This window comes from Halobacteria archaeon AArc-dxtr1, assembly GCA_025517425.1.
GTDB lineage: Archaea > Halobacteriota > Halobacteria > Halobacteriales > Natrialbaceae > Halostagnicola.
On the sequence record JAOPJY010000003.1, the window covers coordinates 207,373 to 227,766 of the forward strand.

The window sequence follows — 20,394 nt, forward strand, 5'->3', positions numbered from 1 at the left end:
TTCCGGTCCGCTCCCGCGAGGAGGGTGTGGCGGGTACAGACCGTCGTTATGCGACGATGATGTCGTCGGTTCCTGAGTCTTCCGCTTCGTCGGCGGCGTCTGTGTCCTCGCCGGCCGCGTCGAGATCGTCGGTAGCCTCGTCGTCGGCCTCGGCCCCACCGTCGTCAGCAGGGCCGTCTGCGGACTCGATCTCGGCCGACTCGACGAGGTCGCCGACGGCCTCAGATCCATCACTTCGGCGCTCTGGGACCCGAGTCGGCGTCTCGGCGTCCAGTTCGGCTTCGAGCACGCGAATGCGCTCTTTGGCCTCGACCAGTTCTTCCGTGAGCCCCTCGACTGTGGACTCGAGCTCCGCGACCGTCGATTCGAGTACCTCGACGCGGTTGTTCGACATACCTGCTAGGGGACCGTCGCGACATATAAACGTACGTCAGACACGCATATCGATTCCGTCAGGTTCTCGCGCGAGCGGCGCCGGCTCTCGTTGGACGGGACAGCACTGCCCAATCCTCGAATAATCGCCGCGTTCCCGAGGGCGTCCCGTTACGTTTTACCCCGCCGACCTCGAATCGGGTCTCAATGACTGCCCAGACCGTCCAGCAGGGCGACCTCGTCACCGTCATCGGGCTCGAGGTCCACGTCCAGCTGGAGACCGACACGAAGATCTTCTGTGGCTGTTCGACCGAGTCCGCCGAGGAGCCAAACGAGCACGTCTGCCCCGTCTGCCTCGGCCTGCCGGGTGCGCTCCCGGTGTTGAACGAGGGCGCCGTCGAAGCCGCGGTAAAGATCGGGAAGGCGATCGACGCCGACATCCCAGAAGAGACCCGCTTTCACCGGAAGAACTACTACTACCCCGACCTGCCGAAGAACTTCCAGATCACGCAGTACGACGAACCGATCTGTGCCGACGGCAACCTCGAGGTCAGCGTCGAGGGCGAGCGCCGGACGATCACCATCGAGCGCGCCCACCTAGAGGAGGACCCGGGGAGCCTCCAGCACGTCGGCGGCGGCGGCGGGATCGACACCGCCGATTACACCTTAGTCGACTACAACCGCGCCGGCACGCCACTGATGGAGATCGTCACGGCGCCGGACTTCCGTCGCCCCAGCGAGGTCCGGGCGTTCCTCGCCGAACTCGAGGAAGTCTTGGAGTACCTGGGCGTCTTCGACGCCGAGCGCGACGGGAGCCTGCGGATCGACGCGAACCTCTCGATTATCCCCGCCGAGGAGATCGAGAGCGACGATATCGACGAGATCGGCGCCGAGGCGCTGGCGGCCGCGAACCGCACCGAGGTCAAGAACATCTCGAGTCACAAAGGCGCCGAGAAGGCCTTAGCCTACGAGGAGACCCGACAGAAAAACGCCGTCCGTCGGGGCCGCGCCGTCGAGCAGGAGACCCGCCACTGGGACGAGTCCCGCGGGATCACCGTCTCGATGCGCTCGAAAGAAGAAGAGAAAGACTACCGCTACTTCGAGGAGGCCGACCTCCCGCCGCTTCGGGTCTCTCACTGGAAAGACGAGATCTCCATCCCCGAACTCCCTACCGCGCGCCGCGAACGCTTCCAGGCGGAGTACGGGTTGGACGAGGAGTCCGCCTCGAAGCTCACCTCCACCAAACAGGTCGCCGACTTCTACGAGGACGTCGCCGCCGAGTACGATCCCGATCTCGCTGCGACCTGGGTCGCGGACAACCTGCTCGGCGAACTCAACTACCGCGACATGGCGATCACCGACCTCGAGGGCCGTCTCGACGAGGTCACCCGCCTCGTCGCCCTCGTCGCCGACGACGAGATCACCGCCAAGAACGCCCGCGAGACCGTCCTCCGATCGATGCTCGACGACGGCGACGCGCCCGACGAGATCGTCGATCGCGAGGGGCTGGGCAAGACCGGCGCCGACGAAGTCGAGCAGGCAGTCACCGAAGCTGTCTCCGAGAATCCCGACGCCGTCGCCGACTACGAATCCGGCGACGACGGCGCGATCAACTTCCTCGTCGGACAAGTCATGCAGAAGACTGGCGGCAGCGCAGATCCCGGCGACGTCAACCAGTTGCTGCGGGCCGAACTCGAGTCGTAGCTCCGGTCTGGACGTCGATTACACGGGAAATTCCTGTTCGTCTTGAGTCCGGTTAGTAAACGTGCGTATTGACCGTAGAGACTCCTATCAGCCAGCGTACCATTTCAAAAAGTCGTGATGAATACACAGCGCATATCTTGCACGACGACGAGTCAAAGTGCAATGGCTCAACAGTTGCTAGTGGATGCAGTATTCAGGACTCATTGGTGTCGGTGATGTCGGGATCGAACAGGTCTTCGATTGCACAATCGAAGTGATCTGCGAGTTTGAACGCGAGTTCCAACGAGGGATCGTACCGGTCACGTTCGATGGCGTTGATCGTTTGACGAGAGACGGCAACGGCCTCTGCGAGGGTTGCCTGGCTCTCGTCGCGTGTTTGTCGTTTCTCGCGGATCTTCGAGTCCATCGCTATCGGTAGTACCCGAGGAGAAGCCCGTAGGTGATGTACACGACTGCGGTCGTGATTGAGAGAGTTGTCGTCACTGGCCCCCACTCGAAGTGCGGGGTCGTCGATAGCGCCACCAGCGATGGGAACACGATGGCTGCAAGCCAGCCAAACACAGCGAGTGTGACGCCGCTGGCACGCTGATGGATCGTGTCGTCTCGCTCGTCGAATAAGGTGTAGTTCGTTGTATAGGGGATCATCATGCCCCCAGTCACTCCGAGAACGTAGAGCCCGACGGCAACTAGCGGGAACTCAAGCGCGGTTCCTACACCAAGGGCAATTCCTGCAAACACGAAACAGGCTACCATCAGTCGTTTGTACGCTTCCGGCGATCGGGATTGTATGGTGGTGGATGCTAGTTCTGACATGACTGGTGTCAACCTCGCTTTCCGTAAAGTCTGCTTTACAGTAAAGTGTACTTTACACACTTACATAAAACCCCGGGTTCAGTTCGTACGAACCATCCGTTGACTACGCCACCTGGATTCAGCTCGGGGCGTTTCTGACAGAAATAGAACGTTCAGACTCTGCTGAATATACAGCGCAAATGTGACACCGCAGATTTCGTCGATAATTACACGTCTTGACACAGAGGGCTATTCCACTGAGCAGGATCTGTCCGAAGAAGTATCGATACCGAGTAATGCATTTCCGCCGCAGCGACCCGTCAACGAATTCGAGAGCAGACCCAGTCCCGCAATACCCGTGATAGCTCCAATCACGTGTCTCCGATCAAGTAATGCACCAACCGACATTGCCAGCAACCAGATCCCACTCACACCGCGAATAACCCGGTCAGCCTGCGACATGTTTTGCTCCATTGACGATCACGCTGGTGATTGCGCACAAGATACGGTATCATCCGCTTCACTCGTGTATCGCTCCGCGAGCCACTCCTCCCAAGTGACTGTCCCGACCCTTTGATTGGGACACGTCGCATGGCCAGTTCGAAACGCCGCCATAGTTTTGCCGGGAATTGGAAGTCTCATTATCGGATGTCGGAGGCCACGCGCATTGCGGTACATCTGTGCTAGCTCACCTACTAAATGGATGTTGGGTCCACCAATTGGGCCAGTTCGACCACTCGCTGTCAGGGTTGCATGATCCACTATGACATCTGCGACCTCACCGACATCGACAGGCTGGATCTGTACGTTCGTCGGAAGGGGCCATAGCGGAAGTTTCGCCACCGAATCCAACAGTTCCGCAATGAACGAGTGGAACTGCGTCGCACGGACGATAGTCGTCGGTATATCGCTCTCTTCGACTATCATCTCACCAGTGACTTTTTCTTCGTAGTAGGAGAAGGGAATGTCGTCGATACCGACGATAGAAGGATAGAGAAAGTTCTCAACGTCGGCCGCCTCGGCCACCTCAACAAGTCGTTTCGTCCCCTCCACATCAACCGCCGCTGTGTCACCCTGCGGGGCCGTCGCCGTGTGGATGATAACATCGGTGTTTTCGAGCGCTGACTCGAGGCCCGTGCCATCGATCAAGTCGAGTTCCACCCAGTTGAGATTCTCTTTCGTTTCTTCGGGAGGCGAACGGCTCGCTGCCCGGACAGTATGACCCGCCGCTGTGAGTCGCGGTCGGAGTGCAGTCCCGAGCGTACCTGTTGCGCCTGCTAGCAGCGTCCGGATCATAGGTGATGATTGGCCATACCGATCTGAGTAACTATGGCCGAGTGTACTCGGGTGGTTTAATTGACTGATCACGTATCGTCACCTATGAAACACGTCCGAGTGCGCATTACGGCTCATGGGCGAGCAGGTGACATCCACCCGATGTACGGCGTACTGACTGAGGTATCGTTCGTTGAGCGAGCGACGGCAGTACAGTGGAATTATACCGGAGACGCATTGGGCATCCTGCATTACGTTGTTGGCGACGCCGAGGCACTCGAAAAAGCGATGCAAGAGATTCCGGAGGTCATCGGCTACGACATGGAACGTATCGACGAGCGGTCATGCTACGTGTACGTCCGAGACGCGACAACTGATTCACTCCAAGCGATGTTCAGTCCGCTCTCTTCCGGCGGCCTTATCGCCGTCCCCCCTATCGAATACGAACCTGATGGGACGGTGGTTTTCTCAATATTCGGTCCTGACGACGAGATACAGGATGCAATCGAAGGCTTCTCTGTGCCAGTTGACGTGACTATCGAAGAGGTGGGCAGTCTCACTAGCACGGCGGCTACTATAGAGGCCACCCTCACCGACCGCCAGCGCGAAGTTACCAAAACGGCAGTACAACTAGGCTACTACGACATCCCTCGGAGCGCCAATCAGGAAGATATTGCTGCGGAACTGGACTGTGCGCCAAGTACCATTGCTGAACACCTGCGGAAAGTTGAGGCAAGGATACTCCGAGCGCAGTTCGCCTAAGCCAGGATATTTCCCAAATACGATGTCTCTCCCGAGAATGTCGAGTGAGAATGGCGTGTGCTGCTCATCGTGTTTAGTTACGCGAGTTCCACCAGACGGCGAACGATCTGAGCCATGTTTCGGCGGTTGCTGGATCGACGTGGCTGAAACTATTGCTAAACGAGGAGGTACGTCGTTTTACCTCTCTAAAGACACGTTCAACGGCGTTCCGATTTCCATGTCGCTCGGGCCGAAATCGGAGCCCTGTTCGTTGCAATGCAGCCGCTAGATGATGGGCATGATCAACGAGAAACACCGCGTCTTCGACATCGTGTTTCTCCCGAAGCTCTTGCAGGAATCGCTGCATCAGTGCTGTTGTAGTCGTCGTAAAGAGCCGTACGTGCAAGAATTCGTTTATCTTGGGATCGACAGCCGCGTACAGCCAGAACTGCTGTCCATTGATTCGGATCACTGTCTCGTCCAGGGCGACGTGATCCGGACTCGCACCGCTGGCGGGCTGTAGATCGGCCTTGTGCACCCAGTCGTGGACGGCTTTCCGCGAGCGTTCGACACCGAACTTCTCTAATTCTCGAACGGTATTCGAAAGCGATAATCCGGCAAGGTGCAGCCGAATACCGAGCTCCATCAGTCGGCGCGGTGTCCGCTCTCGCTCCACAAAATCCAAGTCGATCCAGTCGCTACGACCGCTGAGGCGAGCGATTTCTGCCATTGACCAGCCGAAACTCGTCTCGCCTCAACTTTCAGTCTTAACTAAACACGACCGTGCTGCTGCACCGTGATTATTTCAGTACTATCGGCGTGAGATCGATTTGACGTGCCAGATATATCCTCTATATTTAGTAGGCGACTTTTGGCATACTTCGGATAGATCGATAGTCGCTTCGGTAACTGCTTCTGCTGTAGGATCGCTGTCGCTCTCTCAGTCGTCCGCCTCGACCTCGACCCGGTCGTGGATGTGCCCCTCCCGCGTTCGGAGGTGTCGCGGCTGACGATCGTTCGAGACCGCGAGCACCTCCGCGACGATGCTGTGGGCGATCTGGTACGGCGAGCCGCCACCGAGATCGAGCCCGATCGGCGTGTACAGTGCCTTTAACTCGCCCTCGTCGAACGTTCGCCCCTCTTCTTCGAACACCTCGACCATCTCCGCGAAGCGCTCGTTCGGCCCCATCAGCCCGACGTAGGGGACGTCGGCGTCGATCAGCGCTTCGACGGCCAGCCGGTCGTCGATGAAGTTGTGGGTCATGACGACGGCGTGGGTGCGCTCGTCCAGATCGACGCCCGCAGCGTCGAAATCGGCCGCGATCGTTCCGGGTGAGGTCGTAAGCGTTTGGTCTGCGTCCGGGAACTTCTCGGCGAGGTCGACCGCACCGCGGAAGCCGACCACCGTGACGCGGAAGTCGTTTTTGGCCGCGAGTTCGGTGACGGGACCGACGTCGTGGCCGGTGCCGAAGATCACGAGTTCCTCGGGCGCTGCGAGCCCGTCGACGAAGATCTCGAGGGTCCCGTTCCCGGAGTCGAGGTCGACCACGTCGGCCTTCCCCGAACTGGCGAGTTCGGCGGCGGCGCTCTCGAGTCCGGACGGCCAGTCGGTCGCGGGCTCGCCGTCGGGCGTCGATAGGCGACCCTCGTTTTCGGGGTGGTAGTACGCCCGGTCGCCGCGCTCGAGCGGGTCCCCGTCGGGTGTCGAGAGCACGGTGCAGATACCGACGTCGCGCCCGTCGTCGAAGGCCGCGACAGCCGGTCGGTAGGTCTCAGAGAGTGGCTCGAGTAGCACCTCGATGATTCCGTTACAGCCCACGCCAAGCCCCCAGACGTCGTCCTCGTCGTCTTCCATCAGGTCGTAGGTGACGAGTTTCGGTCGCCCCTCGGCGCGGACCTCCTCGGCGACCCGCAGCAGTTCGTCCTCCAGACAGCCCGCGGTAATGCTGCCGATTCCCCCCGCCTCGTCAAGGAGCATCTTCGCGCCCGGCCGACGGTAGGCGCTGCCCTCGACGTCGACGATCGTCGCGAGGACGTCCTCGTCCGACGCTGCTTCGATACGCTCTCGAACGCGCTGTACCACTGCCGTCTCCGGTACGCTCCAGTTGCGTCGTGTCATGGTCTGGTCGTGTTGTCGTGCGTGTCTGACCCGTCAGCTGTCGCCTTCCGGGTGTTCCCTGTTATCAGTTCGTTCGGTCCCGAGCGCCTTCAATGGGTCGCCCGACCCGCCAACCGCCACCGGATCCTCGCCTTCGGCATCGTTGCGAACGAGGAACCCCTTCTCGACACCGGCGTCGTGCAGTGACGTCCCGCACGCCCCCGACGTGACGGCTCGCCGAACCGACTCGGTAGCCGCTATCGAGGCCCCTGCGAGCACGTCGACGCCCGCGTCGAACGCCGGTTCCGGGACGAACGAGGCGGTCGCGCCAATGAGGACGACGACCTGCTCGTCCGTGGCGAGCTCGAGATAGTGATCGATGCCGCCGTACAGCAGCGCCGAACCCGTGACGAAGACCACGTCGGCGCCGTCGATCGCCGACGCGGCCTCGCCGGGTTCGAACAGCGAGACCCCGACGTCCGATGGCGTTTCCGGGACGGCGTCGGGGTCCGGGCGGCGCTCGATGACGCGCACCGAAACGTCGCCGAACTTCCGAAACGCGGGTCCGAAGAGACCAACGGTCGCGATCGTCCCAACGTCGTCGTCCAGAAGTTCCATCGGATCGCCCCGGCGCCAGTCGAGCAAGGGCGCAGAGAGGGCGTTTGCGGTCGCGATCGCGATTGCGACGGCGACCCGCGAGTCGGCGTCTGACGGCGGCCGCCAGTTGGCGTCGAGCCAGCCGAGGACGGCGCCGGCGCCGGTCGGAATCTCCGGGGGCGTCCCCGAAGGCCGGTAGGCCAGTGCAGCTGTCGATCGGGCCTCCCCGTTTTGGCCTGCTGTCTCTCGTACCTCCACACCGTCGAGTTCGACCATGATCGCCCCGTCGCCGACCGTTACGCGATCAATCTCGGCCGATTCGACGTCGATCCGACGTCTGAGTGTCGCGGCGACCTCCGCTATGATTCGATCGCTCACGATCTCCCACCGTCGGATGCGTAGGCCGGCCCACCGCTGGAAACTGAATCCGAACCGGTCACCTCGAACCGTCGCGGATCGTGTTCGTATCCCACCGCACCCGAGAGTCCGCGCTGTTCTAGCTGCCGGGCGGCCTCCGCGAGGTCTGCGGGTGTGGCAAACCCGAAGAGGGCGTCGATGTAGGGGAGACACGTTCGCATTCCCTTCGTCGCCGGTTCGTAGCTTGCCGCGACTGCGAGTGGGTTGAGCCAGACGATCGCTCCGGCCCGCGTCGCAAGCCAGGTGATCCCCGACTCGAGGGCCGCGTCGTCGCCGACATCTAACCCGTCGCTGACGACGACCAGGACGGTGTCGCGGTCGACCGCGTCCGGATTGCGAGTTCGGATCGCTTCCATCGCCGCGCCGATTCGCGTCCCGCCGCCCCAGCGGACCGACGCCTCCCGCAGCGTCGCGGCCGGATCGCCGTCGGTACGATCGAACTGCGCGGTGACGTCGGCGAACTCGTCGTCGAAAAGAAAGACTCGGCCGCGTCGACTGCGCTCGTGGACGCGCTCGGCGAACGCGAGCAGCGTCGCCCGGTCGATCGTATCGAGGACAGAGCCGCTCACGTCGAGCAGCAGACAGACCCGGCGCTCGCTGTCTGCGCGCTCGCGTCGGGGCAAGACGACGGGCGCGCCGCCGGTCTCCAGGGCGGCCCGGAGCGCCCGGCGGGCGTCGACCTGGCCTCTCTGTCCCCTGCTTGGCTGCTCCCGGCGCCCAGGCATCGTCGAGAGCGCGTCGACGAAGCGGTCGATCGCCGCGCGCTCGCGGTCGCCGAGCAGTACGCTGGGAGCGTCGATTTCGCTCCGGTCGCCCGAGGTACTGAACCGGCGGGCGTCCTCGTCACCGCCTTCGGAGGGGCGCTCGCCGGTCGCGTGGCGCCGCCCCGTCCGGATCCGGACCGCTGCTCGTTCGGAGTCTCCCGTCTCACCGTCCGGAACCTCGGCGTCGGATTCCTCCTCGTGGGAGTCGCCCGACTCGCCGGCCATCTCTTCGGAGACGTCGGCCGGAATCGTCACCGACTCCCCCTCGTCTTCGTCGTGCTCCTCGGATGGCCGCGAGGAGATCCGGTCGATCCCGGTCCGCAGCCGGTGCCAGAACGTCGGGAAGTACTCGTCGAACGCCTCGAGATCCGTCTCCTCGGCGATTAGCGACGCGCGCATCGCGCTCTCGACGCGCTCGCGGTCCGAGAGACCGACGACGGCGAGCGCCCGGGCGGCGTCCAAGCCGCCCGTAATCGGCACGGTAGCGCCGGTTGCCCGAAGCTGGCTTGCGAACCGAATTATTTCGGTGAGGACGTGCTCGCGGGCGGCCTGAAAGTCCGGAACGCCACGGGAGACCTCCGGACGGGCAATACCCCCGGTTCGGTCGACGGAGCCGCCGACGGCCCACTCGGGGCGCACGTTCGACTGGCTGTCGGGCTCAGCGTCTGTCGTTTCGTCTGGCGACTCCTCTGTCATATTACTCCGGGGGAGCTGCCGCCGCCTCGGCGGCCTCGTGCAGCCGACCGAGGAGGTCGGCGTCGACTCGGCCGACGTCCTCGGCCTCTTTCAGCAGGCAACCGAGCGTCGACTCGATCTCCTGTGGCGAGAGCGATCCCTCGCCGTCCCCGTTTCGCAGCGCGGCTACCGCCCGCGCCCAGTCTAAGGTCTCGGCGACGCCGGGCTGTTTGAGAAACGCCTCTTCGCGGAGGTTCTCGACGACGGCACAGACCTCGGCGGCGACCGCCGCGTCGAGTTCGGGCACCTTCCGGCGGACGATTTCGTACTCCGTGTCGAACGACGGTGGCTCGACGTGGAGATACAGACAGCGTCGCTTCAGCGCGTCGCTCAGTCCCCGCGTCCGGTTCGAGGTGAGGACGACGATCGGCGGGTGCTCGGCCGCGACGGTCCCGAGTTCGGGGATCGACACCTGAAAGTCAGAGAGCAGTTCGAGGAGGAACGCCTCGAACTCGGCGTCCGCGCGGTCGATCTCGTCGACGAGCAACACCGGCGGCCGGTCGCCCTCGGTTGACAGCGCCCGCAGGAGGGGTCGTTCGAGCAAGAACTCGTCGTCGAAGACCGACCGCGGCGCGACGGCCTCGGCTGCGTTTTCGCCACCTTCGACTGCGTTTTGGTCCCTCTCGACTGCGCCCCCGCTTCCACCTGCCTCTGTCGCGACGGCTCCCTCGTTGGATTGAACCGCCAGCAGCTGTTTGGTGTAGTTCCACTCGTAGAGGGCGTTTTCGGCTGTCAGCCCCTCGTAACACTGCAGCCGGATCAACTCGGTGTCAAACCCCTCGGCCAGCACCTTCCCCAGCTCGGTCTTCCCGCTTCCCGGCGGTCCCTCGACGAGCAGCGGTCGCCCCAGCTGTAAGGCGAGGTAGGCAGTCGTCACGATGCGGTCGTTGGCGACGTACTCGGCCGCCTCGAACCGCTCGCGAAGCTCCGACTCGGTCACGGACGCGAACGGCGACGGTGACTCGCTCATACCGTCTCCGATGGGGTCGCGTTACTTCCCGATTCCGGTGACTCGGACTTGGAGTTATCCGACTCCGAGCCATCGGCTCGATCAGCGCCAGCGTCCTCGCTCTCGCAAAACCCGCCGCTCTCCTCGGCCGCCGACTCGTCCTCGCCCGACCGGAACGCATCGCCGTTTGCAACCGCCACGAGCTCGGCCAGCACGCTGACTGCGATCTCGGCGGGCGAGCCGGCGTCGATGTCGAGTCCGGCAGGGCTCGTCACGCGCTCGCGGACGTCTCCCTGGTCTGCGTCGAGCAGCGCCGCCGCACGTTCCGTGACGCGCGCGGCGCGCTTCTCGCTGGCGACGAGGCCGACGTAGGGGGCTCGCGCACTCACTCCTGCGGCTACCCCCTCGGGGTCGCACTCCCCCATCGAGGCTGCGACGACGAGCGTCCGGTCGTCGATCAGCGCCTCGATGGCGTCGGGATCACTCGTCGCCAGAACGGTGCCATCGGCGGCCTCCTGGACGGGATCGGCGTCAGTCAGCTCATCAGTGGTGTCGGTCGGCCTGCCCTCGACGTCGTCCGACCCCGCCGGCGATTCGGCGGCACGCCCGCTCTCGGCGGATGGATCTACCGTCACGATCTCGAAGGGCAGTTCGGTGGCGAGTCGACGCAGCGAATTCGCGACCGGCGTTGCGCCGACCACGACGATCCGGGCCGTCGGCCGAACCGGTTCGACAAACACCTCCAGGGTCCCTTCGCTGTGACACTTCATCGGGTGGGCGGAGAGGCCCGGCCGGTCGATGGCGTCTGGCTCAGGCGCGATCCCGACGAGTCGAGACTCACCGTCCGCTATCGCGGCCAGCGCCTCTTCGGTCACCGCCGACTGTGCGCAAGATAGCCCGCCGATCCAGCCGTGGAGTTCGCCGTCGCGGGTGGCGACTGCGCTGTCGCCGACGGTCGTCGAGACCGGTGGCTCCCGACGCACGACCGTGGCGGTCGCGAACGGCTCGCGCGCCCGGCGCAGGCGCTCTGCGAGCGCCCCCGGGTCCTCCGCGTCCGTCGGGGCGTCTCCGCCCGCGCGCCCTGGCTCCGCCCGGTTCGAACCGCCGTCGGTATTCTCCTCGCCGTTCATCGCTACGTTCAGTCTCGTTCCGTGGTAGTAGGTGCGTCCGTCCATTAGTCGTGTCGGGAATCGGCACGCGACCGGAAATCGCCGTCCGGTCGACCGAGTCGATCCCGTCTCAGTCGTCCGCTTGCAGTTCGATCTCGACGTTCTCCGCTGGATCGACCGCGAGCCCGGCCTCGTCGAGTTTCTCCCAGACGACGTCGGGGGTCATCGGCATCTCGACGTGGGTGATCCCGGCGTGGCTCATCGCATCGACGACGGCGTTGACGATGGCCGGCGGCGAGCCGACCGTGGGTGATTCGCCGACCCCCTTCGCCCCGATGGGGTGGTGTGGCGAGGGCGTCACGGTGTGGCCCGTCTCGAACTCGGGAATCTCCATCGACGTGGGGAGCAGGTAGTTCATGAAGTCCCCGCCGGTGACGTTGCCGTTGTCGTCGAAGGTGACGTGTTCCATCATCGCGGTGCCGATGCCCTGGGCGAGCCCGCCGTGGATCTGGCCCTCGATCACCATCGGGTTGATCCGGTTGCCACAGTCGTCGACCGCGACGAACTTCTCGAAGTCGACCTCGCCGGTTTCGCGATCGACCTCGACGACGACGATGTACGAGCCGAAGGGGTAGGTCATCTCCGGCGGATCGTAGTAGTTGATCGCCTCGAGCCCCGGGTCTTCGCCGGCCGGTTTGTTCATGTACGCACCCGCGGCGATCTCGGTCATCGAGATCGACCGGTCTGGCGCGCCCGCCACGTGGAACTCGCCGCTCTGGCGGTCCCAGGTGATATCGTCCTCGCTGGCTTCGAGCTCGTTGGCCGCGATCGATTTGGCCTTCTCGCGGACCTTCCGGGAGGCGACGGCGGCCGCCGCCCCCGCGACCGGCGTACTCCGCGAGCCGTACGTACCCAGTCCGTAGGGGTCGGTGTCCGTGTCGCCGTGTTCGACGGTGATGTCGTCGACGTCGAGCCCTAACTCCTCGGCGACGATCTGGGCGAACGTCGTCTCGTGGCCCTGTCCCTGGGTCTGGACGCCGACGCGAACCGTCGCCTTGCCGGTCGGGTGGACCCGGATCTCCGCGGAGTCGAACATCTCGACGCCTGCGATGTCACACGTCTTGCCGGGGCCGGCGCCGACGACCTCGGTAAACGAGGAGATGCCGATGCCGAGCAGTTTGTCGGAGCCGTCTTCGAGCCGGCGCTGTTGCTCCTCGCGGTACTCGTCGTAGTCGGCCATCTCGAGGGCCTTGTCTAAGGCCTTCTCGTAGTCGCCCGAATCGTAGTTCCACCCCGTCGGGCTCTCGTAGGGGAACTGCTCGGGCTGGATGAAGTTCTTCCGGCGGATCTCGGCGGGATCCATCTCGAGTTCGTCCGCGAGCACCTTCACCATCCGCTCGATGAGGTAGACCGCCTCCGTCACCCGGAACGAACACCGGTAGGCGACGCCGCCGGGTGCGCTGTTTGTGTAGGCGGCCGTCAACGAGCCGTAGGCCGTGTCGACGTCGTACGATCCCGTGAAGATGTTGAAGAAGCCGGCCGGGAACTTCGAGGGCTGGGCGACGGCGTTGTAGGCGCCGTGGTCTGCCAGCACGTCGGTTCTGACCGCCAGAATCTCGCCGTCTTCACTGGCGGCGAGCTCGCCGGTCATGTCGTAGTCGCGGGCAAAGCCCGTCGACTGGATGTTCTCCGAGCGCTCCTCGACCCACTTGACAGGTTGCTCGAGCACGTACGACGCAGCTGCAGCCACGACGTAGCCGGGGTAGATCGGCACCTTGTTGCCGAAGCCGCCCCCGACGTCCGGACTCACGATCCGAATCTTGTGCTCGGGGATCCCCGAGACCATCGCGAACAGCGTCCGGTGGATGTGGGGCGCCTGCGAGGTCATGTGGACCGTCAGCTTGTCCTTTCCGGGGTCGTAGTCGCCGACGGCGCCGCAGGTCTCGATCGGCGCTGGGTGGAGGCGCTGGTAGAGCATCTGCTCTTTGACGGTGACGTCGGCCTCCGCGAACACCTCCTCGGTGGCCTCCTTGTCGCCCGTCTCCCAGTCGAGACAGTGGTTGTCCTCCTTACCCTCGATGTCGTCGCGGATCACCGGGGCGTCATCTTCTAAGGCATCCTCGGCGCGGACGACCGGGTCCAGCACGTCGTAGTCGACGACGACCTTCTCCGCGCCGTCTTTGGCGGCGTAGCGGTCCTCGGCGATGACCGCGGCGACCTCCTGGGACTGGAATTTGACCTTGTCGTTGACCAGTACGTCCTGTGTGTCGTCCATCAGCGTCGGCATCGTCGCCAGATCGTACTCCGCCAGGTCCTCGGCGGTGAGGACGGCGACGACGCCATCGATCTTCATCGCGCGGGATTTGTCGATCCCCTCGATTCGGGCGTGGGCGTGGGGACTGCGGACGATCTCGCAGTGGAGCATCCCCGGCTTCTTGATGTCGTCGACGTAGTTTCCGCGACCGGTGATGAAGCGCTGGTCTTCTTTGCGTTTGACCTCCTCACCCATCCCGCCGCGACCGTGCCCGCAGTGTTTCTCGGGCTGGGGACCACCGTCTTCGGCCTGTGCGAACCGCTCGGAGTCGCTGCTCATTCGGCATCACCTCCGTAATTCGGATCGGCACTTACAGGGGCGTCTGGCCCTGTGTGCGTACGATCGGTCGCCGGCCCGCCACAGCAGTTCTCCGCGCCGCAGTCGAACTCGGCGGACGCGGGATCTCCGCCTTCCGTCGTCGTACTCTCGCCACGCTCAACGGCGACGCCGCCGTCTGCGGCCGCGATTCCTTCCAGCTCGTCGGCGGCGTACTCGATCGAGCGGACGATGTTCTGGTAGCCGGTACACCGACAGAGGTTGCCGCTGATCGCCTCTCGAATTTCGTCCTCGCTCGGGTCCGGGTTCTCGTCGAGCAAGGCTTTGCCCGACATGATCATCCCCGGCGTACAGTAGCCACACTGGAGGCCGTGCTCCTCGCGAAAGCCCTCCTGTAGGGGATGCAGCTCGCCGCGCGCTTCGGGCAGTTCTTCCATCCCCTCGACGGTCATGAGTTCGCTCCCGTCGGCCTGGGCGGCGAACAGTAGACAGGACTTGATCGGCTCCCCGTCTTTGAGGACCGTACAGGCACCACAGTTGCCCGTATCGCAGCCGATGTGGGTCCCCGTCAGATCCAGTTGCTCGCGGATCGCGTGGACGAGCAGCGTGCGCGGCTCGACCTCGATTTCGTGCTCGGTGCCGTTTACCGTCAGCGTGATCTCTCTCTGTGTACTCATTGGCGCACCTCCGCGCTGATCTGTGTCGTCATTGGCTCACCCTCCGCGTGGCGACGCCCGCCCGCTCGGCTGCATCGACGAGCGCGCGCTGGGTCAGGACGTTTACCATCCGCTCTTTGTAGCTCGCGTCGCCGTGTTCGTCCGACTCCGGATTCGACTGCTCGGCGGCGAGTTCGCCCGCCGCTCTGAACAGCTCCGTACTCGGGTGTTCGCCCTCGAGGTGCTCTTCGGCGTCGGTCGCCCGGACGTTCGTGATGTCGACGGCCGTCAGGCCGATTCCCGCAGTCTCGATCTTCCCGTCGTCGTCCAACACGAGCCGGACGGCCGAGCCGGCCATCGCGTAGTCGCCGACCTTCCGCTTGAGCTTGTGGTAGGCACTCCCCTCGTTCGGCTCAGGTGTCGGGACCCGAATCTCGGTCGCCAGTTCGTCTTCGTCTAGCGTCGTATCGTAGGGCAGGAGGAAGAACTCCGCTGCAGGAATCACCCGCTCGCCGTCGGGACCGCGAGCGACGACCTCGCCGTGATGGGCCAGCAGGACGCTGCCCCAGTCCCCTTTCGGATCGGCCTGCGTGATCGAGCCGACGACCGTGCCACGGTTTCTGATCTGCGGGTCGGCGACGAGGGGGGCCGCGTCCGCGAAGCTGCCGTACCGATCTGCGATCATCTCGGCGTCCTCGACGTCTGCGTGGCGGACCAGCGCGCCGATCCGGAGATATCCGTCGCGCTCTTCGAGCGTGTCGAGCCCCTCGACGTTGTTGATATCGATGACGGTTTCGGGCACCGCGAGCCGGAATCGGAGCATCGGGACCATGCTCTGGCCGCCGGCCAGAATCGCCCGGTTATCTAGGCTCTCGAGTAAGCTCACGGCCTCGTCGACCGTCGTCGGCTCGTGGTGCTCGAACTGGGCGGCTTTCATAACATCCCGCGGATCCGGTCTGTGATCCCCGAATCCGTCTCCTCGACGTCGGTCATCTGCTGTTCGATATTACTGAAGAAGTTGCCGACTATCTTGTTCGCGACCGGCTGGATCACCCGCGAGCCGAGCTGGGCGATCCGTCCCGAGATGTCGGCTTCGGTCCACCACTCGATGCGCGACCCCTCACCATCGTCGAGCGGGTGGATCTGCATTCCCGACTCCATGCTGAAGCTGCTTCCGCCGGCGTCCCCGCTTCCCGTCGCCGTCATCAGGTAGTCCTCGTCGTCGCGTTCCTGGATCGTCACCGTCGTCTCGAAGCGGGGTTTGACGCTGCCGACACCGACCTGCATCAGCGCGGCGTACTCCTGTCCTTCCTCGAATGCTCGCTCCGCGACGGCCTCTGGATCAGCCTCCGGAAGCGTCTCGGCGTCCTCGTCGGGTTCGTAGTCGTCGAAGCTGAATTCGTCGTCTTTCGGCGTGATGTACGCACAGCCTTTCAGCGCATCCCGGACCGCGATCGGATCCGAGAGAACGACCCACGCTTTCTCCGGCGCCACGGCCTCGAGTTCGAACTCGCCGTCGAACTCCATCTACCATCCCCTCCGGCGCCACGACTGTCGGTCGTCACCCGTCATCTTTTATAACCTCGTCCTATGGGCATACTATTACCACGTCCTATGATGTCGTCCGACACGGTGATAAAGATTATTGTTCATTAACTATCTCGCCGGTGCTGGGTCCGGTCCTACGTGGCCAATCGCAGGCGCCATCGAGTGCGCGGCGGAACGACTTTGGAGCCACGGCACACGCTCTCAGACATGAGCGACACCCACGCCGATCTGGTGCCCTGGACACGAGCCGCGGCTCGCGTTGGGGAGCTTCGGGCGGACTGGACGCCGAGACTGGGGACCGAGCGCGTCTCGATCGACGAGATTGCGGGACGGACGCTCGCAGAGGATCTCTCCGCCCCACGGCCGATTCCGGCCGCGAGCCATGCCACGATGGACGGCTTTGCCTTCGACGCGACCGACGACTACCCCCTCGAGGTCGTCGACGGGGTCTTCCCCGAGGACGAGCCGCCCGCGGTCGAGCCGGGAACGGCGGTGCGAATCGCCACCGGCGCGCCAGTTCCGGACAGCGCGAACGTCGTGCTCAAACGCGAGGAGGCGACCGTCGAGACGGAGCCCGAGACCGGAACCGAACGGCTCTCCGGCCCGACACTGGAGCCGGGAACCTACGTCTACGAGGAAGGCAGCAACGTCGCCGAAGGCGAGGTGCTGTTCGAGGCCGGCGAGCGTCTCGGCCCGAAAGACGCCCTGCTGCTCGGGGAACTCGACGTCGAGGCCGTGCGCGTCCGCGATCGGCTCTCGACCGTACTGCTGGCGACTGGAACCGAGATCCACGAGGGACGGATGCGCGATCTGGACTCGCCGATGTTGGCGGGACTGGTTCGGTCGTGGGGCCACGAGGCCGCCTACGAGGGGACCGTCCCGGACGAGTATGACGTGGTCGAAGACCGCATCGCCGAACTTGCGGAACGCCACGATGTGGTGATCACGACGGGCGGAACCAGTGTCGGTGAGAAAGACTACGTGATCCGCGCCCTCGACTCGCTCGGCGAAGTGCTCTTCCACCGCGTCGCGCTGCGCCCCGGAAAGCCGATCGCCGTCGCCCGGCTACCGGACCAAGATGCCGTCGCGTTCGCCATCCCTGGCAAACCCCTCGGCGCCTACACGGTGACGACGCTGGTCGCGCGCCCCTTCTTCGCGGGGCCTGACGCGGAGCAGAGCACCGCTGACGGCGCGGACGACGGGACTGCTCTCCCGACCGTTCCGGCGACGATCGAACGCGACGTGGGGCTGCCGAATCCCGACTTCGCCTATGCCGTTCCCGTCACGCTCACAGCGGGGCGGGCGATGCCGCTGGGTCACCGGGACTCCGCGCTCTCGATTTACGACGAGACGTTCGACCCCAGCGTCCTTTCCTCGAGTACGCGCGCGACCCGGGCGGACGGATTCGTGCTCACCGAGACTGCGCTCGAGGCGGGCGAGCCGGTCGACGTCGTTCCCTACCAGGCCGTCGAGCGATGACGGAACCGAGCGAGCCAGCTGACTCGTCTGCGCTTCCCGTCGTCGAGCCGCCGGAGTCGGCTGTGGCTGGGGGCTCGGATACGACCCCGACCGTCGCCGCCGTTCTGCTCGCGGCGGGGACGAGCAGCCGCTATGGAGAGCGAAACAAGCTCCTCGCGACCCACGACGGCGCACCGCTCGTCCGCCGGGCCGCCCGGACGCTGCTCGACGCGCGGGTCGAATCTGTCACGGTGGTCGTCGGCCACGAGGCAGACCACGTTCGCGACGCGCTCGCCGATCTCGATGTCGAGATCGTACACAACGACGCCTACGAAACGGGGCAAGCCTCCTCGGTTCGCGTCGGAGTTCGCGCCGTCCGCAACCGGGCCGACGCCGTCCTAATCGCGCTCGGGGACATGCCGTTCGTCTCGCCGGCGACCGTCGACGCGCTCGTCGCGAGCTACGAGGCTGGTACCGGCGACGCGCTCGCCGCGGCCCACGACGGCGCGCGCGGCAATCCGGTCCTCTTCGACGCGCGCTTTTTCGACGATCTCACTGCCGTCGACGGAGATATCGGTGGCCGGGAGCTGTTACTCGAGAGCGAGGCGGGCGCGCTGGTGGCGGTCGACGACCCCGGCGTCAGACGAGATATCGACACGCCTGCGGACCTGGCGGACAGCTCCTGAGGTGCAGTTACTCGCCTCCCTCGTCACCGGCTTGCTTCTCGATGATGATCCGGCCATCCTCGACGTGCCACTCGACTCGGTCGCCCGCGCCGACGTCGAGGAAGTTTCGGACGGGTTTTGGGACCGTCGTCAGGTTCTTCTCGGAGATTTTCGTGTCCGTGAGTATGCCCATCGCCCGTGGATACTCGCGTAGTCAGTACATAGTTTTCGCTACGACCTCGCGTAGCTCTCTGTGGCAGGTTACCCGGTCGAGCGCCACCGGTGGGCGCCGCCGTCAGAGGCCTTCGAGAAGTCGAGATTGTAGCGGTCGGATTCGATCAGCACCCGCCCCGGCACGTACCGGCCCTCGTCTGCGGTCTCGTCGAGCAGGTCGCGCTCGCAGAGGGTCTCGAGGACGTCTTCGACCGTTCGCTCGCGGCCGGGTTCGAGATTCGCCTCCGCCATCACGCCCGCGACGTCGACTTCTCCCCGGAGGAAGGCGAGTCGAATCGAGGCTACCCAGGCGGGCTCTCTGTTCATTTCCCGGCACATATCTCCCAGAATGAGACACGCTCTCATATACCTGTCCACTGCTGGGCCCAAGCAACGTGCGACACCATTTCCGGGGATCGGTCAGCACCGCTGGGATGACCTCCCGATGAGTCGGCGATCCCCCATAACCGCCCGCCCGTGTCGACGGTAATACGATATTACCGGTGTAGAACGATGATAAACGGATGGGGAGCGTTTGAACGACGTTCGTAAACGAACGGAGAGCGTTTGAACGAACCACGACCGTACACCCCCTTGATACGTCCGGTACTGACTGGTGTGACTGAATGTCATGCAATCCGATGCGTCCACACCCCTCTCGGAAACCACCGCGTACGCACTGCTCTCACACCGCCGACGTCGACTCCTCCTCCGGCTCATGCAGGAGTTCTCGTCGCCGCTGACGGCCCGCGAAGTTGCCGCGCTGATCGCCAACTGCACCTACGAGGATCCGCCGGAAGATCGCATTCGCGTCGTCCACATCTCGCTGCACCACACGCACCTCCCGAAACTCGACGACGCTGACGTCGTCGCCTACGACCAGGACAGCGGTGCGATCGAGCCGGGATCGAATTTCGGCGTCCTGATCGGCGCGCTCGAAGAGGGCGAACGAGGCCGTTCGCTGGTCAGCCCGTAGCGTTGCGGCCTCGCCATCTGTTGCGCCTCGGCCCCGCCATCCGTAGCGGTCCCGTCCTTCGAGTCGACGTGGGTGCGATCAGGCCTCGCGGTCGTTGTCCACCGGCTCGACGCGCTTGCCCGTCGCCTGGGGAATCACTTCGCGGTCGGCGCCCTCCCACTCGCGTTCGAGTTGGGCGCCCTCGAAGAGCCGATCTAAAAAGACTGCCAGCCCCGCGACCTCGGAGTGGGGCTGGTTGGTGACGCCGACGTTCCAATCGGCCGCCTCGTAGACGTCGAATGGAACCTTCTCGGCGCCGACGACGATCAGGAGTGGTTGCGCTTCCTCACGGTGGGCCGTCCGAATCGCGCCTTCGATGTCCTGGACGCGCTCGCCGTACATCGTCAGGTGGACGACGACCCCCGTCCAGTTCCGCACGACGCCCTGGGGAGAGTCCGTCAGCTCGACACCGAACGGGCCACCAAATCGCTCGGTGATGTCGCGTACGGTCGCGGCCGACTGACCAGCGTTGTCCGGGAGAAGGACCCGGTCGGCGCCCAGCGCGCGCGCCGTGAGCCCGACGTGGGTCGTCATTCGCTCGTCCCGGCCCGGCCGGTGGCCGAGCCGAAGGACGACCACCTCGGCTGCGGCGTGCCCCTCTCGACCGTCTTTCGGCAACTCCTCGGAGGCGAGCTCCGCCGGCGCATCCTCGGAAGCGACCGTCTCGTCCATGACTCGTCTTCTGAGTCGGGGAAG

The 20,394-nt window shown here is 64.4% G+C and carries 23 protein-coding genes; 5 read left to right on the forward strand and 18 right to left on the reverse strand.

What is annotated here, in order from left to right; genetic code table 11:
* Nucleotides 1-46: 46 nt before the first annotated feature.
* The gene (locus OB905_12875; GenBank protein MCU4926861.1) at nt 47-394 is read right to left on the reverse strand and encodes a hypothetical protein; all 348 of its coding nucleotides are present in this window, start codon (nt 392-394) and stop codon (nt 47-49) included.
* Between the two features lie 185 nt (nt 395-579).
* On the opposite strand from OB905_12875, the gene gatB reads away from it, so the two are divergent.
* Complete coding sequence (gene gatB / locus OB905_12880; protein ID MCU4926862.1) at nt 580-2,076, forward strand: Asp-tRNA(Asn)/Glu-tRNA(Gln) amidotransferase subunit GatB; 1,497 nt, start codon at nt 580-582, stop codon at nt 2,074-2,076.
* Nucleotides 2,077-2,269: 193 nt separating this feature from the next.
* Here the strand turns inward: gatB and OB905_12885 are convergent, their stop codons facing one another.
* The 4 genes from OB905_12885 to OB905_12900 all read right to left on the reverse strand — a co-directional run bounded on the left by OB905_12885 (nt 2,270) and on the right by OB905_12900 (nt 4,164).
* The gene (locus OB905_12885; GenBank protein ID MCU4926863.1) at nt 2,270-2,482 is read right to left on the reverse strand and encodes a helix-turn-helix transcriptional regulator; all 213 of its coding nucleotides are present in this window, start codon (nt 2,480-2,482) and stop codon (nt 2,270-2,272) included.
* 2 nt (nt 2,483-2,484) lie between these two features.
* Complete coding sequence (locus OB905_12890) at nt 2,485-2,889, reverse strand: DUF2178 domain-containing protein (GenBank protein ID MCU4926864.1); 405 nt, start codon at nt 2,887-2,889, stop codon at nt 2,485-2,487.
* A 228-nt stretch (nt 2,890-3,117) separates the two neighbouring features.
* On the reverse strand, nt 3,118-3,342 hold the full coding sequence (locus tag OB905_12895) for a DUF2892 domain-containing protein (protein MCU4926865.1): 225 nt from the start codon (nt 3,340-3,342) through the stop codon (nt 3,118-3,120).
* A gap of 6 nt (nt 3,343-3,348) precedes the next feature.
* Entirely contained in the window at nt 3,349-4,164 is an 816-nt protein-coding gene (locus OB905_12900) for an NAD(P)H-binding protein (protein MCU4926866.1), read from the reverse strand.
* Between the two features lie 141 nt (nt 4,165-4,305).
* On the opposite strand from OB905_12900, the gene OB905_12905 reads away from it, so the two are divergent.
* On the forward strand, nt 4,306-4,905 hold the full coding sequence (locus OB905_12905) for a helix-turn-helix domain-containing protein (protein MCU4926867.1): 600 nt from the start codon (nt 4,306-4,308) through the stop codon (nt 4,903-4,905).
* Nucleotides 4,906-4,978: 73 nt separating this feature from the next.
* Here OB905_12905 and OB905_12910 read toward each other — a convergent pair whose 3' ends face one another.
* The 10 genes from OB905_12910 to OB905_12955 all read right to left on the reverse strand — a co-directional run bounded on the left by OB905_12910 (nt 4,979) and on the right by OB905_12955 (nt 16,326).
* Nucleotides 4,979-5,614, reverse strand: coding sequence for an IS6 family transposase (locus OB905_12910; protein ID MCU4926868.1), 636 nt, complete (start codon nt 5,612-5,614; stop codon nt 4,979-4,981).
* Between the two features lie 210 nt (nt 5,615-5,824).
* Nucleotides 5,825-7,003, reverse strand: coding sequence for an XdhC family protein (locus OB905_12915; GenBank protein ID MCU4926869.1), 1,179 nt, complete (start codon nt 7,001-7,003; stop codon nt 5,825-5,827).
* Nucleotides 7,004-7,036: 33 nt separating this feature from the next.
* The gene (locus OB905_12920) at nt 7,037-7,957 is read right to left on the reverse strand and encodes a DUF364 domain-containing protein (protein MCU4926870.1); all 921 of its coding nucleotides are present in this window, start codon (nt 7,955-7,957) and stop codon (nt 7,037-7,039) included.
* A complete protein-coding gene (locus OB905_12925) occupies nt 7,954-9,456 on the reverse strand; it encodes a VWA domain-containing protein (GenBank protein MCU4926871.1) in 1,503 nt (500 codons plus the stop codon). Before OB905_12925 ends, OB905_12920 begins: the two co-directional genes overlap by 4 nt.
* 1 nt (nt 9,457) lies before the next feature.
* Nucleotides 9,458-10,465 (reverse strand): MoxR family ATPase, encoded by a 1,008-nt coding sequence (locus OB905_12930; GenBank protein MCU4926872.1) that lies wholly within the window; start codon nt 10,463-10,465, stop codon nt 9,458-9,460.
* Nucleotides 10,462-11,619 (reverse strand): XdhC family protein, encoded by a 1,158-nt coding sequence (locus OB905_12935; protein MCU4926873.1) that lies wholly within the window; start codon nt 11,617-11,619, stop codon nt 10,462-10,464. Before OB905_12935 ends, OB905_12930 begins: the two co-directional genes overlap by 4 nt.
* A 64-nt stretch (nt 11,620-11,683) precedes the next feature.
* Nucleotides 11,684-14,146 (reverse strand): aerobic carbon-monoxide dehydrogenase large subunit, encoded by a 2,463-nt coding sequence (locus OB905_12940; protein MCU4926874.1) that lies wholly within the window; start codon nt 14,144-14,146, stop codon nt 11,684-11,686.
* Complete coding sequence (locus OB905_12945; protein MCU4926875.1) at nt 14,143-14,820, reverse strand: (2Fe-2S)-binding protein; 678 nt, start codon at nt 14,818-14,820, stop codon at nt 14,143-14,145. Before OB905_12945 ends, OB905_12940 begins: the two co-directional genes overlap by 4 nt.
* A 28-nt stretch (nt 14,821-14,848) precedes the next feature.
* Entirely contained in the window at nt 14,849-15,736 is an 888-nt protein-coding gene (locus tag OB905_12950; GenBank protein ID MCU4926876.1) for a xanthine dehydrogenase family protein subunit M, read from the reverse strand.
* Nucleotides 15,733-16,326: an SRPBCC domain-containing protein gene (locus tag OB905_12955; protein MCU4926877.1), complete on the reverse strand. Its 594-nt coding sequence runs from the start codon at nt 16,324-16,326 to the stop codon at nt 15,733-15,735. Before OB905_12955 ends, OB905_12950 begins: the two co-directional genes overlap by 4 nt.
* A 228-nt stretch (nt 16,327-16,554) precedes the next feature.
* Here OB905_12955 and OB905_12960 point away from each other — a divergent pair, with 228 nt between their 5' ends.
* Nucleotides 16,555-17,826: a molybdopterin molybdotransferase MoeA gene (locus OB905_12960; protein MCU4926878.1), complete on the forward strand. Its 1,272-nt coding sequence runs from the start codon at nt 16,555-16,557 to the stop codon at nt 17,824-17,826.
* Nucleotides 17,823-18,491, forward strand: coding sequence for a nucleotidyltransferase family protein (locus OB905_12965; GenBank protein ID MCU4926879.1), 669 nt, complete (start codon nt 17,823-17,825; stop codon nt 18,489-18,491). Before OB905_12960 ends, OB905_12965 begins: the two co-directional genes overlap by 4 nt.
* 7 nt (nt 18,492-18,498) lie before the next feature.
* Here the strand turns inward: OB905_12965 and OB905_12970 are convergent, their stop codons facing one another.
* A complete protein-coding gene (locus OB905_12970; protein ID MCU4926880.1) occupies nt 18,499-18,663 on the reverse strand; it encodes a type II toxin-antitoxin system PrlF family antitoxin in 165 nt (54 codons plus the stop codon).
* A gap of 68 nt (nt 18,664-18,731) precedes the next feature.
* The gene (locus OB905_12975) at nt 18,732-19,022 is read right to left on the reverse strand and encodes a hypothetical protein (GenBank protein MCU4926881.1); all 291 of its coding nucleotides are present in this window, start codon (nt 19,020-19,022) and stop codon (nt 18,732-18,734) included.
* Nucleotides 19,023-19,314: 292 nt separating this feature from the next.
* Between OB905_12975 and OB905_12980 the strand changes: the two genes are divergently transcribed.
* The gene (locus OB905_12980) at nt 19,315-19,659 is read left to right on the forward strand and encodes a hypothetical protein (protein MCU4926882.1); all 345 of its coding nucleotides are present in this window, start codon (nt 19,315-19,317) and stop codon (nt 19,657-19,659) included.
* A 78-nt stretch (nt 19,660-19,737) separates the two neighbouring features.
* Here the strand turns inward: OB905_12980 and OB905_12985 are convergent, their stop codons facing one another.
* A complete protein-coding gene (locus OB905_12985) occupies nt 19,738-20,370 on the reverse strand; it encodes a tRNA (cytidine(56)-2'-O)-methyltransferase (GenBank protein ID MCU4926883.1) in 633 nt (210 codons plus the stop codon).
* Between the last annotated feature and the right edge of the window lie 24 nt (nt 20,371-20,394).

What these genes read in the sequence shown, in the direction of transcription:
- OB905_12970 (MCU4926880.1), bottom strand. Translation starts at nt 18,663, where the DNA reads ATGGGCATACTCACGGACACGAAAATCTCCGAGAAGAACCTGACGACG.
- OB905_12940 (MCU4926874.1), bottom strand. Translation starts at nt 14,146, where the DNA reads ATGAGCAGCGACTCCGAGCGGTTCGCACAGGCCGAAGACGGTGGTCCC.
- OB905_12915 (MCU4926869.1), bottom strand. Translation starts at nt 7,003, where the DNA reads ATGACACGACGCAACTGGAGCGTACCGGAGACGGCAGTGGTACAGCGC.
- OB905_12905 (MCU4926867.1), top strand. Translation starts at nt 4,306, where the DNA reads ATGTACGGCGTACTGACTGAGGTATCGTTCGTTGAGCGAGCGACGGCA.
- OB905_12885 (MCU4926863.1), bottom strand. Translation starts at nt 2,482, where the DNA reads ATGGACTCGAAGATCCGCGAGAAACGACAAACACGCGACGAGAGCCAG.
- OB905_12900 (MCU4926866.1), bottom strand. Translation starts at nt 4,164, where the DNA reads ATGATCCGGACGCTGCTAGCAGGCGCAACAGGTACGCTCGGGACTGCA.
- OB905_12895 (MCU4926865.1), bottom strand. Translation starts at nt 3,342, where the DNA reads ATGGAGCAAAACATGTCGCAGGCTGACCGGGTTATTCGCGGTGTGAGT.
- OB905_12960 (MCU4926878.1), top strand. Translation starts at nt 16,555, where the DNA reads ATGAGCGACACCCACGCCGATCTGGTGCCCTGGACACGAGCCGCGGCT.
- OB905_12875 (MCU4926861.1), bottom strand. Translation starts at nt 394, where the DNA reads ATGTCGAACAACCGCGTCGAGGTACTCGAATCGACGGTCGCGGAGCTC.
- OB905_12955 (MCU4926877.1), bottom strand. Translation starts at nt 16,326, where the DNA reads ATGGAGTTCGACGGCGAGTTCGAACTCGAGGCCGTGGCGCCGGAGAAA.
- OB905_12950 (MCU4926876.1), bottom strand. Translation starts at nt 15,736, where the DNA reads ATGAAAGCCGCCCAGTTCGAGCACCACGAGCCGACGACGGTCGACGAG.
- OB905_12935 (MCU4926873.1), bottom strand. Translation starts at nt 11,619, where the DNA reads ATGGACGGACGCACCTACTACCACGGAACGAGACTGAACGTAGCGATG.
- OB905_12985 (MCU4926883.1), bottom strand. Translation starts at nt 20,370, where the DNA reads ATGGACGAGACGGTCGCTTCCGAGGATGCGCCGGCGGAGCTCGCCTCC.
- OB905_12980 (MCU4926882.1), top strand. Translation starts at nt 19,315, where the DNA reads ATGCAATCCGATGCGTCCACACCCCTCTCGGAAACCACCGCGTACGCA.
- OB905_12965 (MCU4926879.1), top strand. Translation starts at nt 17,823, where the DNA reads ATGACGGAACCGAGCGAGCCAGCTGACTCGTCTGCGCTTCCCGTCGTC.
- OB905_12890 (MCU4926864.1), bottom strand. Translation starts at nt 2,889, where the DNA reads ATGTCAGAACTAGCATCCACCACCATACAATCCCGATCGCCGGAAGCG.
- OB905_12925 (MCU4926871.1), bottom strand. Translation starts at nt 9,456, where the DNA reads ATGACAGAGGAGTCGCCAGACGAAACGACAGACGCTGAGCCCGACAGC.
- OB905_12975 (MCU4926881.1), bottom strand. Translation starts at nt 19,022, where the DNA reads ATGTGCCGGGAAATGAACAGAGAGCCCGCCTGGGTAGCCTCGATTCGA.
- OB905_12910 (MCU4926868.1), bottom strand. Translation starts at nt 5,614, where the DNA reads ATGGCAGAAATCGCTCGCCTCAGCGGTCGTAGCGACTGGATCGACTTG.
- OB905_12930 (MCU4926872.1), bottom strand. Translation starts at nt 10,465, where the DNA reads ATGAGCGAGTCACCGTCGCCGTTCGCGTCCGTGACCGAGTCGGAGCTT.
- OB905_12945 (MCU4926875.1), bottom strand. Translation starts at nt 14,820, where the DNA reads ATGAGTACACAGAGAGAGATCACGCTGACGGTAAACGGCACCGAGCAC.
- gatB (MCU4926862.1), top strand. Translation starts at nt 580, where the DNA reads ATGACTGCCCAGACCGTCCAGCAGGGCGACCTCGTCACCGTCATCGGG.